Below are 13812 nucleotides of genomic sequence, written 5' to 3' on the forward strand. Positions count from 1 at the left end.
AAGGAGAATCATGGCAGGGATCGAGCTGCCCGAGATCACACCTCGACTGTGGATCGGAGGGCGGTGGCGCGACGCCGCGGACGGCGGCCGGATGGACGTGATCGATCCGTCGACAGGAGAGGTCGTCATCCGTGTCGCCGACGGCGCAGCAGCGGATGTCGAGGCAGCCGTGGCCGCGGCGCGGAAGGCCTTCGACGACGGCGGGTGGTCGCGCATCCCCGCGCGTGAGCGCTCGCGGGTGCTGCTGCGGATCGCGGCCGGCATGCGCGAGCGCAGCGAGGAGCTCGCCGCTGCCGAGAGCATAGACGTCGGCAAGCCGATCTCCCTCGCACGCGCAGTCGACGTGAACAACACTGCGGACTCGTTCGAGTACTGCGCAGCGCTCGCGCAACAGCTCGACGGCGCCACCCGCGATGTGCCCGCTCCCGCCTTCGCCTACACGCGCATCGAACCGCGCGGCGTGGTCGGGGCGATCACGCCGTTCAACTTCCCGATCATCCTGTCGAGCTCGAAGATCGCGCCGGCGCTCGCCGCGGGGAACACGATCGTGCACAAGCCGGCCCCGCAGACGCCGCTGAGCGCGCTGCTGATGGCCGAGATCCTGCGCGATGCGGGAGTTCCCGACGGGGTGTACAACGTGGTCACCGGCGCGAGCCCCGAGCTGGGCGATGCGCTGGTGACGCACCCGGATGTCGACATGGTCGTGTTCACAGGGTCGACGAAGGTGGGCCGGATCGTCGCCAGGAACGCGGGTGAGCATCTCAAGCCGGTTGTGGCGGAGCTGGGCGGCAACGCCGCGAACATCGTGTTCGCCGACGCGGATCTCGACAAAGCGATCGGCGCCGTGATCAGTGCCTTCGTCTTCAACACCGGACAGTTCTGCATGGCGGGACCCCGCCTGCTCGTGGAGCGCTCGATCCACGACACAGTCGTGGGCATCCTCCGCGACGCCGTCGGGAATGTGCCGCTCGGCAGGCCGAGCGACCCCGAGACGGTGATCGGACCGCTGGCGAGTGCCGACCAGCTCAGACGCGTCGAGGAGATGGTGCAGGACGCCGTCGCATCCGGCGGCGAGATCGTCACGGGCGGGGAGCGCATCGATCTCGACGGCGGCTACTACTATCAGCCGACCGTGATCTCGGGGCTCGACCAGAATGCGCTAGCCGTGCGCGAAGAGGTGTTCGGCCCTGTGCTGACCGTGCAGCCGTTCGACACCGAGGAGGAGGCGATCGCGCTCGCGAACGGCACTGCGTACGGTCTGGCCGCCGGCGTGCAGACCACCGACATCAGCCGCGCCCACCGCGTCTCCGCGCGGCTCGAGGCCGGCATCGTGTGGGTGAACGGCTGGGCGATGCTCGACGCGTCGATGCCGTTCGGCGGCGTCAAGGATTCCGGATGGGGCCGCGAGAACGGCCCGGAGGCCCTCGCCTCCTACACCCGCACGAAGTCGGTGCTGATCGGGCTGGAGGAGTAGCCGGATGCGCAGAAGGGGCCGGACGGAGAAGACCCGTCCGGCCCCTTCTCGTCGCGTCAGCGCGTGGCGCCGGCGCGACGCTTGTTGTAGATGTCGAAGGCCACCGCGAGCAGCAGCACGAGGCCCTTGATGATCTGCTGGGCCGACTGCGGCACGCCCATCAGCTGCATGCCGTTGGTCATCACCGCCATCACCAGACCGCCGACGAGCGCGCCGCCGACGCGGCCCACGCCGCCCATCGTCGATGCTCCGCCGATGAAGCAGGCCGCGATCACATCGAGCTCGAACATGTTGCCCATACCGGGCTGCGCGCCGTTGGATCGCGAGGAGAACACCGCGGCGGCGATGCCGGTGAGCATTCCCATGTTCACGAAGATCCAGAAGTTGACGCTCTTGACGTTCACACCCGACAGGCGCGCCGCCGACAGGTTGCCGCCGACGGAGTAGACGTGGCGCCCGAACACTGTGCGGTTCGTGACCACCTGGTACACCAGGATGAGCACGGCCACGATGATCAGCACGAGCGGGAAGCCGCGGTTGTAGGCCAGCGCCCACGCGAAGGCGAGCAGCACGACCGAGACCGAGGCGATCTTCAGGATGAACAGGGTCATCGACTCGACGGGCTGGTTGTAGCCGAGGCGGGTGCGGCGGCTGCGCCACGCGCTGACGATCACACCTGCGACAGCGAACACGCCGATCAGCAGCGTGAACACGTCGACGGTCTGCGCGACGGACTTCAGGCCCTCGCCCTGGCCGACCACGATCTCGCCGAAGACCGGATCGATGAACCCGCTCGCGACTTCTCGATAGGCGTTCGGGAACGGCGACAGCGAGACGTTGTCGAGCACGAGCCACGTCAGTCCGCGGAACAGCAGCATGCCGGCGAGGGTCACGATGAACGCCGGAATGCCGACGAAGGCGACCCAGAATCCCTGCCATACCCCGACGATGAGACCTGTGATGATCGCGGCGATGACGCCGACCCACCACGGCAGGCCCATCCGGATGACGAGCACGGCCGACACGGCCGATGCGAACGCCAGCACGGAGCCGACCGAGAGGTCGATGTGGCCGCCGACGATCACGAGGATCATGCCGAGCGCCATGATCAGGATGTGCGCGTTCTGCAGCACGATGTTGGTCACGTTCTCGGGGCTGAGCAGCGTGCCGTTGGTGAGGATCGTGAACAGCACGATGATCGCGACGAACGCGATGTAGATGCCGGACGTGCGCAGGTTGTGGGTGAGGAGGTTCTTGGCCTCAGTCAGCACGTTGTTCATGCTGCGGTCTCCTTCGCGGAAGTGCTTTCGATTGTCATGAGGCCCATCATCTTCTCCTGCGTCGCCTCAGCGGCGGGAAGCTGGCCCGTGATGCGCCCGTAGGCGAGAGAGTAGATGCGGTCGGACAGCCCGAGCAGCTCAGGCAGCTCGCTCGAGACGACGATGATCGCCTTGCCCGCGGCCGCGAGCGCGCCGATGATCTCGTAGATCTCGTACTTCGCTCCCACGTCGATGCCGCGTGTGGGCTCGTCGAGGATGAGCACATCGGGGTCGGTGTACAGCCACTTCGACAGCACGACCTTCTGCTGGTTCCCGCCGGAGAGGTTGCCCACCACCTGCGCGACCGTCGGAGACTTGATGTTCAGATCGCGGCGGTACTGCTCCGCGATCTTGATCTCCTCATTGCCGTTGACGAAGACCGACGCGGTCGAGAGCTTGCCGAGCGCCGACGAGGAGACGTTCGTCTTGATGTCGCTGATCAGGTTCAGCCCGTACGTCTTGCGGTCCTCGGAGACGTACGCGATCCTGTTCGCGATCGCGTCCTTGACCGTGCGCGTCGAGATCTCCTTGCCGTGCAGGAACACCTTTCCCGACGCGTCGCGCCCATAGCTGCGGCCGAAGACGCTCATCATGAACTCGGTGCGTCCGGCGCCCATGAGGCCGGCGATGCCGACGATCTCTCCTGCCCGCACCGAGATCGAGGCGTCGTCGACGACGATGCGCCCCGGCTGGGTGGGATGCGAGACGCGCCAGTTCTCGACGCGGAAGATCTCTTCGCCGATCTTCGGGGTGCGCTCGGGGAAGCGGCTCTCGAGTGCGCGCCCGACCATGCCCTGGATGATCCGGTCCTGCGTCGCGTCCTGACCGTGCATATCGATCGTCTCGATCGTCTCTCCGTCGCGGATGATCGTCGTCGAGTCGGCGATGTCGACGATCTCTCCCAGCTTGTGCGAGATGATGATGCAGGTGATGCCCTGCTCGCGAAGGTCGCGCAGCAGGCCGAGCAGATGCTCGGAGTCGTTGTCGTTGAGGGCGGCCGTCGGCTCGTCGAGGATCAGCAGCTTCACGTCCTTGGTGAGCGCCTTCGCGATCTCCACGAGCTGCTGCTTGCCGACGCCGAGCTGACCGATCGGGGTCGTCGGGTTCTCGCGCAGGCCCACCCTCTCCAGCAGCTTGGCCGCCTCGGCGTTGGCCTCGTGCCAGTCGATCAGACCCCCGCGGACGATCTCGTTGCCGAGGAACAGGTTCTCCGTCACCGACAGGGCCGGGACGAGGGCGAGTTCCTGATGGATGATGACGATGCCGGCTCGCTCGGAATCCTTGATGGCACCGAAACGCTGCGGCTTGCCGTCGAAGACGATATCGCCGTCGAATGTGCCGTGCGGGTAGACACCGGACAGCACCTTCATGAGGGTTGATTTTCCGGCGCCGTTCTCACCGCAGATCGCGTGGATCTTGCCTCGTTCGACGTTGAGGCTCACGTCTTTGAGGACCTTGACGCCGGGGAAGTTCTTGGTGATGTTGCGCATCTCGAGGATCGCGTCAGACATCGCTGCTCCTGTCATTCGTTCGCAGAATCGATTCGGGCCGGTCCGGCGGGGCCGCCGCGTGCGACGGCCCCGCCGGACCTCAGCGCGCGGAGTTACTCCGCGACGCCCGCTTCGATCTCGTCCTCCGACCAGTAGTCGGAGTCGACCAGCAGCTCGCCGATGTTGTCGGCGACGACGATGTCGGACTCGAGCAGGAACGACGGTACGACCTTGACGCCGTTGTCGTACGACTCGGTGTCGTTCGCCTCAGGCTCCTCGCCCTCGGCGAACGCCGTGGCTGCTGCGACGGCCTGCGAGGCGAGCTTGCGAGTGTCCTTGAAGATCGTCGCGTACTGCACACCGTCGCGGATCAGCTTGACCGATGCGATCTCGGCGTCCTGACCGGAGAGGATCGGCAGGCCCTCCTCGATCGTGGAGCCGTAGCCGGCGTTCTCGAGTGCCGTGATGATGCCGCGCGAGATGCCGTCGTAGGGCGCGAGCACGCCGTCGAGCGGGTCGGAGCCGCCGTTGTAGGTGCTCGTGAGCAGGTCCTCCATGCGCTTCTGTGCCGTGGCCTGGTCCCAGCGCAGCGTGGAGATGGTGTCCATGTCGGTCTGACCGGACGGCACCGTGAGGCGGCCGTCGTCGAGGAAGGGCTGCAGCGTGTCCATCGCGCCCTGGTAGAAGAACTTCGTGTTGTTGTCATCCGGCGAACCGGCGAACAGCTCGACGATCTTCTCCTCGTCGAGCCCGGTCTCCTCGTTGTTCTCGTCGAGGTAGCCGAGACCGCGCAGCAGCGACTGCGCCTGCTGCACGCCGACCGTGTAATTGTCGAAGGTGACGTAGAAGTCGACGTTCTCCGTGCCGTTGATGAGGCGGTCGTACGAGATGATCGGGATGCCCTTGCCCGCGGCGTTCTCGAGCTGGGTCGCCAGCGCCGTGCCGTCAATCGATGCGACGATCAGGATGTCGGCGCCGTTCGTGATCATCTGGTCGATCTGCTGCTGCTGACGCGGGATGTCGTCGTTCGCGAACTGGAGGTCGACGTCGTAGCCGGCATCCTCCAGCTGCGACTCGACCGCCTCGCCGTCGGCGATCCAACGCTCGCTCGTCTCCGTCGGCATCGCCACACCGACGGTGATGTCCTCTGCCGCGCCGTCTCCTTCGCCTGATCCCGAGCCGTCGCTCGCACACCCGGCAAGACCGATGCCCAGGGCGACGGCGCCGGTGATGGCGATCAAACGCATGCCAGTTCGCTTCATTGCTGTGTCTCTCTTCGTTGAAAGTGGGAGCGCTCCTATCCGTGGAACGGGGCGCATCGTGCTCAGTGGCCGCACAGCCGGGCTGCGGAACCGCTGGATGGCACATTACATATTGACGAGCCTATGGACAAATTACTTTCGCGTAACATACGGTGACGTCAGGCGGCTCAGAGAGGAACGCGGCTCAGCACACATGGTGGATCCCATCCTGCGCATGTCGGGGATCACGAAGCGATTCCACGGCGTCACGGCGCTGTCGGACGTGTCGATCGACGTGATGCCCGGCGAGGTGCACGCCATCTGCGGCGAGAACGGAGCCGGCAAGTCGACCCTGATGAACGTGCTCTCCGGTGTGCACAGGGCGGGATCGTTCGACGGGAGCATTCGGCTCGACGGGCAGGACGTCGCCTTCCGCTCGGTCAGGGACAGCGAGAGTCACGGCATCGCCATCATCCATCAGGAGCTCGCCCTCGTCCCGAACCTCTCGATCGCCGAGAACATCCACCTCGGCAACGAGATCTCACGCCGCGGGCTGATCGACTGGCGTCGCACGAACGCACGGGCCGCCGAGGTCATGGCGCGCGTCGGTCTCGACGAGAACACCTCTACCAGGGTCGGCGATCTGGGCGTCGGCAAGCAGCAGCTCGTGGAGATCGCCAAAGCGCTCGCGAAGGACGTGAAGCTTCTCATCCTCGATGAGCCGACCGCCGCGCTGAACGACTCGGACTCCGAGCGGCTGCTCGGCCTGATCGACCAGCTGCGTGCGCAGGGGATCACCTGCATCGTCATCTCCCACAAGCTGCGCGAGGTGCTCCGCGTCGCCGACCGGATCACGGTGCTCCGCGACGGCAGGACGATCGAGACGATGCGACGCGACCATCCGGCCACGGACGAGGGCAGGATCATCCGGGCGATGGTGGGGCGCGACCTCGACAGCCTCTTCCCTCCGCGCGATCCGGATATCGGAGATGAGATGTTCCGCGTCGAGAACTGGAGCGTTCATCATCCGGCTGACCGCGAACGGGTCGTCGTCGATGACGTCAGCCTCTCCGTGCGGGCGGGAGAGATCATCGGGCTCGCGGGCCTGATGGGGGCAGGGCGCACCGAACTCGCCATGAGCATCTTCGGACGCTCGTACGGCTCGGCCATCACCGGATCGGCGTTCAAACGCGGGCAGCGGATCGAGCTGCGCACCGTGGAGCAGGCGATCGGGCACGGGATCGCGTATGCGACGGAGGACCGCAAGCAGTACGGGCTCAACCTGATCGGCGACATCCGGGCGAACGTCTCCTCCGCCGCGCTGTCGCGCCTCGCCAGGTTCGGCATCGTCGACCGCTTCCGCGAGCACAAGGTGGCGGACGCGTATCGGTACAAGCTGAACATCAAAGCGCCCGGCGTCGACGCCGTGACGGGAGGGCTCTCCGGCGGGAATCAGCAGAAGGTCGTGCTGTCGAAGTGGATGTTCACGAACCCGGACGTGCTCATCCTCGACGAACCGACGCGCGGCATCGACGTCGGCGCGAAATACGAGATCTACGGCATCATCAATGAGCTGGCGGCACAGGGGAAGGCGGTCATCGTCATCTCCTCGGAGCTGCCGGAGATCATCGGACTCTCGGATCGCATCTATACGATCGCCGAGGGACGCATCACGGCAGAAGTCGCCAGGGAGGATGCGACCCAGGAACTGCTCATGCGCGGCATGACCGCCGGATTGTGATGGGTGGCGTTGATGACGATGGATGAGGTGGGATCAGCGCGCGATCGCGGGACGGCATCGTGGGCCGGGGCTCCGTCGCGCACCACGGGCACGCGCACGACGAACGAGGAGGTCAGGCAGCAGAATCTCTCGGCCGTGCTCCGCCTCGTGCATGTGAACGGCGCGCTCTCACGTTCGCACATCGGCGCCGCGACAGGGCTGAACCGATCGACGATCACGGCGCTGGTGACCGAGCTGCTCGATCTCGGCGTGACCCGTGAGGCGGAGACGGCGCCGACGGGACGTGTCGGTCGGCCGTCCCTCGGCGTCGCGGCCGACGATGCGGTGGTCGCGCTCGGCATCCGCGTCGAGCCCGACGCCGTCTCCGTCGCCCTCGTGGGGCTGGGCGGCACCGTGCACTCCCGTGTGCGGCACGACCTGTCGAGTCCGCCGAGCCCGCGCCGCTTCGTCCAGATCGCCCGCTCCCTCGTCGACGGCATGCGCGCCGACATCGACCGTCACTACCGACTGGTGGGCGCGGGGCTCGCGGTGCCGGGGCTCGTCGATGAGGCTGGCACCGTGGTGGTCGCCCCTCCGCTGGGGTGGCGGCGGGAGGCGATCGCGACCCGGCTCGAGCGCGCACTGGGCATTCAGGTGACCGCAGGGAACGACGCCAGCGTCGGCGCCATGGCCGAGGCGCGCTTCGGAGTGGGGCGCGACGCCGACAACCTGCTGTACCTGGGAGGCGGCCTTCACGGCATCGGCGGCGGCCTCGTCTTCGATCGCACGTTGCTGCGGGGCACGTCGGGGTTCGCGGGCGAGCTGGGGCACACGGTCGTCGACCCGCGCGGGGCGCGATGCGCCTGCGGGCGCCGCGGATGCCTGTCGGCCGAGGTGAACCCCGCACCGCTGCTCGAGCTGCTCGGGCGCCGCAAGCTCGATGAGGACGAGCTCGACATCGAGCTCGGCGTCGCGCGCGACCCTGCGATCACAGCGGAGCTCGAGCGCCAGGTCGACGTGCTGTCACTGGCGCTGACGAACTTCGTCAACGCGTTCGCCCCGGAGGCCGTCATCCTGTCCGGATACCTCGGCGTGCTGTTGGCGGCCAGTCGCGAGCGGCTCTCTCGGGCGGTGCACGTCGACCCGGTCGGCGCCGAGGGGCGCCACGTCCGCCTCGAACGCGCCCACATGCGCTCCCGCCTGATGCAGCTCGCCCCCGCCGAGATGGCCTTCGCCCCGCTGCTGGCCGACCCGGTCGGACTCGCCCCGCGGCCGGGGCGCTGACGCGCGCGTTCACCTGACGCCAACTGCTCCAGAAACGACGTTGTGGTAGCAGCTGGCGTCAGGTGAACGGGGTCCCTACAGCGCGCCGGTTGAGCGCCAGCCGCCCTGGTAGGTGTCGCGGGCGACCGCGGCGTAGGGGACGGGGCTGACGATGGCGCGCACCTTCAGCTGCTGGTGCGGCTCGACGGTGGTCTTGTCGCTGCCTCCGTCGGGCTCGCCCCAGACGACCGTGACCTCGGCGCCCTCCGGCACATCGCGGTCGACGGTCGCCAGCGACAGGCCGCGCTTCTCGTTCGCGGTGACACCGGTGAACAGCGACAGGCCGATGTTGGTGCCGTCGGCGTCGAGCACGGCGTCGAAGTTGCTGGAGCCGTAGTTCGCGTTCGGCAGGTCGAAGAACTGGTAGCCGTCGCCATCGCGGTCGAGCACCGTGGTGAGCGCCTTCGACAGGTCCTCGTCGTTCCATGCGAGCGTCACCTTGCGGCGCTGCTTCTCCGGCTCGACCTTCTCGAGGGCGTCGCGGCCGATGAAGTCGTGGTCGAACTTCACGAACGAGCCGTAGCCGAGCTCCCACGGGTTGAGGTAGTAGTCCTCGATGTTGTCCGAGACGAACGAGCCGGCGACCGCGTTGATCGCCTCGTAGCTGTTCGTCGGCAGCCACTCGCGGTAGGCGCGCTCAGCCTCGCTCGAGTAGATCGCCGGCAGCGGCGAGGGGATCCATCCGGACTCGAGCGTGTTCGACGAGTACGCGCGCGAACCGCACGGCTCGATGCCGAACTCCGCACCGGCTTCGAGGATCGCGTTGCGGATCTTCTCGTGCTCGGAGTACGGGCCCCACAGCTCCAGTCCCGGGGCGCCCGCCATGCCGTGGCGGAGCGTGCGCACCTGCACGCCCGCGACCTCGAGGTAGCCCATGTGGAAGAACTTGACCTTCTCCAGTGTGCCGCCGTTGAGCTTCTCGATGATCGACCACGCGGCAGGGCCCTGGATCTGGAAGCGGTAGTACTCGCGCGTCACGGCGTGCCCGTACGGGCGCGAGGGGGAGCGGTCGTCGTAGCGCCACTCGACGTCGTACCCGCCGGTCTCGGCGTGGAACTGCAGCCAGTTCGCGCCAGGTGCACGGCCGACGTAGACGTACTCGCCCTGCGATTCGTGGAACAGGATGCCGTCGCCGATGACGCCGCCGTTCGACGCCGTGGGCACGAACTGCTTCGCCGTGTTCACCGGGAAGTTCGCGAAGCTGTTGATGCCCGTGTCGCTGAGCAGCTTCAGCGCGTCTGGACCCTTCACGAAGAAGTTCACCATGTGGTGCGTCTGGTCGTAGAGCACAGCCGTGTTTCGCCACGCCTTCTGCTCGCGGCGCCAGTTCGAGAACTCGGTCGGCACGACCGGGTAGATGTAGGTGCCCAGTTTCGAGTTGCGCAGCAGTTCGACTGTGCTGCCCGACTCATCGAGCAGTTCCTGCAGGTTCTTGGCCATCGTGGCTCCTTCGACCGTGAGTGACGTCCTCGTCTGATCTTCCCCGCGAGAGGGCCCGCGGGGAACCCGGATGTCTCCTGACGGAAGACCCGGATGAGAGGTACCCATGTTCATAGGTATCTCGTAACCAGAATTGTAGACAAAATGTTGATCATTTCGCCAGGGGGTGATTCACTGTTTCTGCGCGCGGACCATCACGATGCGCGCAGAACGGAGAGCTCTTCCATGGCAGAGCAGACCCCGGCGCTCCTCGTGGTGAGCGCCCATGCCGGCGATTTCGTATGGCGCGCGGGCGGCGCGATCGCGGCCGCGGCGATGCGCGGTGAGAAGGCGACCGTCGTGTGCGTGTCGTACGGTGAGCGGGGAGAATCGGCCAGCCAGTGGCTCGCGGGGAAGTCGCTCGACGAGATCAAGGCAGTGCGCCGCGAGGAGGCGACAGCGGCCGCCGATGCGCTCGGAGCCGAGATCGAGTTCCTCGACATGGGTGACTATCCGCTGGTGGAGTCGCAGGAGGCTGTCGCCAAGCTCGTCGATGTGTACCGCCGTGTGCAGCCGACGGTGGTGCTCACGCATCCCCTCGCCGACCCGTACAACGGCGATCACCCGGCGGCTGCGCGGATGGCGCTGCAGGCGCGCGTTCTGGCCCAGGCGATCGGCGTGGCGAACTCCGACGGCACGTTTCCCACCACGGATGACATCATCGGCGCGCCGCCGGTGTTCTTCTTCGAGCCGCACCAGCCAGAGCAATGCGATTTCAAGCCGAACGTGCTGCTCGACATCACCGATGCGTTCCCGCGCAAGCAGGCGGCGATGGAGTGCCTGCCGGCGCAGAAGCACATGTGGAAGTACTACACCGACCTCGCCGAGCGCCGTGGCGTGCAGGTCAAGCGCAACGCCGGCCCGAACCTCGGCCTGCCGCACGAGACGATGGGTGAGGCATACCAGCGGTACTACCCGCAGGTGACGGGGGAGCTGAGATGAGCTCGCCTCTCGGCATCGTCGTCACCGACATCCGGCGCGGCGACGCGGCCGTGATCGCTCGCCTGGCTGAGCACGGCGTGGCGACCGTGCACGAGGCGCAGGGCCGCGTGGGTCTGGTGGGCCCAGGCATCCGGCCGATCCAGCAGGGTGCGCGCATCGGCGGGTCTGCTGTCACGGTGCTGAGCTGGCCAGGCGACAATCTGATGATCCACGCGGCGATCGAGCAGTGCGAGCCGGGCGACGTGCTCGTCGTGGCCACGACATCCGGATCCGCCGACGGCGCGTTCGGTGACCTGTTCGCCACGGCGCTGAAGGCGCGCGGGGTGCTCGGCCTCGTCACCGAGACGGGCGTGCGCGACACCGCCGACCTGCGCGAGATGGACTTTCCTGTCTGGTCGAACGGCGTGCACTCGCAGGGCACCGTCAAGGCGACCGCGGGCTCGGTCAACGTCTCCGTCACGGTGGGCGGGCAGCTCATCCGGCCCGGCGACATCGTGATCGCCGACGACGACGGCATCGTGTGCGTGCCTCGTGAGGGGGCCGATGCCGCGCTCGAGAAGTCCGACGCCAGGCAGGCGAAGGAGGACGCCGACCGTGAGGCGTACGGATCGGGTGCGGAGCTCAGCCTCGACCGCAAGGGTCTGAGAACGACGCTCGAGGGCCTCGGAGTGCGGTATATGTCGCAGGAGGAATACGGCCGATGAGTATCGGCATCCCGTGCATTCAGATGCGGGGAGGCACGTCCAAGGGGGCGTACTTCCTGGCCTCCGATCTGCCGGCTGACGCCGCCGAACGCGACGAACTGCTGCTGCGCACCATGGGCACACCGGATGAGCGGCAGATCGACGGCATCGGCGGCGCGCACCCGCTCACCTCGAAGGTCGCGGTCGTCTCGCCGAGCGACGGCGCCGACACCGATGTCGACTACCTGTTCCTGCAGACCGGCGTCGACGAGGCGTTCGTCAGCGACAAGCAGAACTGCGGCAACATCATCGCAGGCGTCGGCCCGTTCGCCGTCGAGCGCGGGCTCGTCGCGGCGACGGCCGGCCAGACGCGCGTGCGCATCCGGATGCTGAACACCGGGAGCATCGCGACGGCGACGTTCCGCACCGAGACCGGTGCGAGCGGCACGGTCTCGGTCGACTACGACGGCGACCAGGCGATCGACGGCGTGCCGGGAACAGCGGGTGCGATCGCGCTCGACTTCGAGGGCACAGCGGGCTCGACTGCCGGAGCGCTGTTCCCGACCGGGAGCGTCAGGGACGAGATCGACTCCGTCGCCGTCACCTGCGTCGACAACGGCATGCCGTCCGTGCTGCTGCGGTCTCAGGACCTCGGCATCGATCCGGATGCCGCGCCGGCAGATCTCGAAGCGGACGCCGCCCTCGCCGAGCGTCTCGAACACCTCCGGATCTCTGCGGCCGACCGGATGGGGCTGGGCGACGTCGCGCGGGCCACGATCCCGAAGATGGTCGCCATCTCCGCCCCGCGAGGCGGGACCGGTATGACGACGCGCACGTTCCTGCCCCAGGGCGGTGACGGCTTCCGTGTGCATACCTCCGTCGGTGTGCTCGGCGCGCTCACCGCGGCCGCGGGCGCCGTGGCGCGAGGTTCCGTCGGAGAAGGCGTGGCCGTGCCGCCGGCGGAAGGCGAGCCGTTCGTCGTCGAGCACCCCACGGGTCACTTCGACGTCGACGTCGCCATCGCCGAACGGGACGGCGCATTCGACGTGACGCGGTCCGTCGCCATCCGCACCGCGCGCAAACTGTTCGAGGGAACCGTGTTCCCCCGCCCGAGACTGTGATTCACCCGAGCGCGCCCCGATCATCCGGGGCATCGCGCAACACCTGTCAGAGAGGACGACGATGACCGACTACACATCGTTCGACATCGCACACCTGGCGAACGTCGAGCTGTACACGCCGAAGTTCGACGAGAGCCTGTTCTTCTTCCGCGACCTGCTCGCGATGCGGGTCGTCGCCGAAGCGGGTGATTCGGTGTACCTGCGCACGTGGGACGACTACGAGCTGTACACCATCAAGCTCACGAAGAAGGACGCCGCCGGCGTCGGCCGCACGTCGCTGCGCGCATCGAGCCAGGAGGCACTGGAGCGGCGCGTGAAGGAGATCGAGGCCGCCGGTCTCGGCATCGGCTGGGTCGACGGCGAGGTCGGCACAGGCAGGACGTACCTGTTCAACGACCCGGACGGTCACGAGCTCGGGATCTACTACGAAACCGAGCGCTACGTCGCCGGCTCAGAGGACCGACCCGCGCTGAAGAACCAGGCATCGAAGTTCCCCGGCGTCGGCGTGAACGCGCGACGGCTCGATCACATCAACTTCCTGGGCAAGGACGTCGAGGCCAACGGCGAGTTCATGCGCGATGCCCTCGGCATGCGCGAGAGCGAGCGCATCAGGCTCAACAACGGAAAGTTCGCCGCCTGGTGGTTCCACTTCGGGCTGAAGTCGTACGACATGGTCTACAGCGATGACTGGACCAAGCACGGCAACCGCCTGCACCACATCGCCTTCGCACCAGACACGCGCGAGGACATCCTCAAGGCCGCCGACATCTTCCTCGAGAACGGCATCCACATCGAGTCAGGCCCGCACAAGCACGCGATCAACCAGACGTTCTTCCTGTACGTGTGGGAGCCGGGCGGCAACCGCATCGAGTTCGCCAACGCCGGCGCGCGCCTGCTGCTCGACCCGGATCAGCCGGTCGTCGAATGGAGCGAAGAAGAGCGCAAGAAGGGTCAGGCCTGGGGAATGAAGACGATCGAGTCCTTCCACACCCACGGCACTCCCGTCGTGTGACGGGTGCG

The 13812-nt window shown here is 67.2% G+C and carries 11 protein-coding genes; 7 read left to right on the forward strand and 4 right to left on the reverse strand.

Features of this window, described 5'->3' with window-relative positions:
- Positions 1–10 precede the first annotated feature (10 nt).
- A complete protein-coding gene (locus CIK77_RS07585; protein WP_087054328.1) occupies positions 11–1474 on the forward strand; it encodes an aldehyde dehydrogenase family protein in 1464 nt (487 codons plus the stop codon).
- Positions 1475–1530: 56 nt separating this feature from the next.
- On the opposite strand, the gene mmsB is transcribed toward CIK77_RS07585, so the two are convergent.
- The 3 genes from mmsB to chvE form a co-directional block, all read right to left on the reverse strand.
- Positions 1531–2754: a multiple monosaccharide ABC transporter permease gene (mmsB, locus tag CIK77_RS07590; RefSeq protein WP_087054327.1), complete on the reverse strand. Its 1224-nt coding sequence runs from the start codon at positions 2752–2754 to the stop codon at positions 1531–1533.
- Positions 2751–4304 (reverse strand): multiple monosaccharide ABC transporter ATP-binding protein, encoded by a 1554-nt coding sequence (mmsA, locus tag CIK77_RS07595; protein WP_087054326.1) that lies wholly within the window; start codon positions 4302–4304, stop codon positions 2751–2753. Before mmsA (CIK77_RS07595) ends, mmsB begins: the two co-directional genes overlap by 4 nt.
- A 92-nt stretch (positions 4305–4396) precedes the next feature.
- Positions 4397–5530, reverse strand: coding sequence for a multiple monosaccharide ABC transporter substrate-binding protein (gene chvE / locus CIK77_RS07600; protein WP_249268506.1), 1134 nt, complete (start codon positions 5528–5530; stop codon positions 4397–4399).
- A gap of 208 nt (positions 5531–5738) precedes the next feature.
- Between chvE and mmsA (CIK77_RS07605) the strand changes: the two genes are divergently transcribed.
- On the forward strand, positions 5739–7265 hold the full coding sequence (gene mmsA, locus CIK77_RS07605) for a multiple monosaccharide ABC transporter ATP-binding protein (protein WP_087054324.1): 1527 nt from the start codon (positions 5739–5741) through the stop codon (positions 7263–7265).
- A 12-nt stretch (positions 7266–7277) separates the two neighbouring features.
- Positions 7278–8528, forward strand: coding sequence for an ROK family protein (locus CIK77_RS07610; protein ID WP_087054323.1), 1251 nt, complete (start codon positions 7278–7280; stop codon positions 8526–8528).
- Between the two features lie 75 nt (positions 8529–8603).
- Here CIK77_RS07610 and ligM read toward each other — a convergent pair whose 3' ends face one another.
- On the reverse strand, positions 8604–10007 hold the full coding sequence (ligM, locus tag CIK77_RS07615) for a vanillate/3-O-methylgallate O-demethylase (protein WP_087054322.1): 1404 nt from the start codon (positions 10005–10007) through the stop codon (positions 8604–8606).
- A 225-nt stretch (positions 10008–10232) separates the two neighbouring features.
- On the opposite strand from ligM, the gene CIK77_RS07620 reads away from it, so the two are divergent.
- The 4 genes from CIK77_RS07620 to CIK77_RS07635 all read left to right on the forward strand — a co-directional run bounded on the left by CIK77_RS07620 (position 10233) and on the right by CIK77_RS07635 (position 13804).
- The gene (locus CIK77_RS07620) at positions 10233–10988 is read left to right on the forward strand and encodes a PIG-L deacetylase family protein (RefSeq protein WP_087054321.1); all 756 of its coding nucleotides are present in this window, start codon (positions 10233–10235) and stop codon (positions 10986–10988) included.
- Positions 10985–11692 (forward strand): 4-carboxy-4-hydroxy-2-oxoadipate aldolase/oxaloacetate decarboxylase, encoded by a 708-nt coding sequence (locus CIK77_RS07625; protein WP_087054320.1) that lies wholly within the window; start codon positions 10985–10987, stop codon positions 11690–11692. Before CIK77_RS07620 ends, CIK77_RS07625 begins: the two co-directional genes overlap by 4 nt.
- Positions 11689–12792, forward strand: coding sequence for a 4-oxalomesaconate tautomerase (locus CIK77_RS07630; RefSeq protein ID WP_087054319.1), 1104 nt, complete (start codon positions 11689–11691; stop codon positions 12790–12792). The genes CIK77_RS07625 and CIK77_RS07630 overlap by 4 nt, the downstream gene beginning before the upstream one ends.
- Positions 12793–12853: 61 nt before the next feature.
- Entirely contained in the window at positions 12854–13804 is a 951-nt protein-coding gene (locus CIK77_RS07635; protein WP_087054318.1) for a VOC family protein, read from the forward strand.
- The last annotated feature ends 8 nt before the right edge of the window (positions 13805–13812 follow it).

Origin of the sequence: Microbacterium sp. JB110 (genome assembly GCF_003335195.1) — a bacterium.
Taxonomy (GTDB): Bacteria; Actinomycetota; Actinomycetes; order Actinomycetales; family Microbacteriaceae; genus Microbacterium.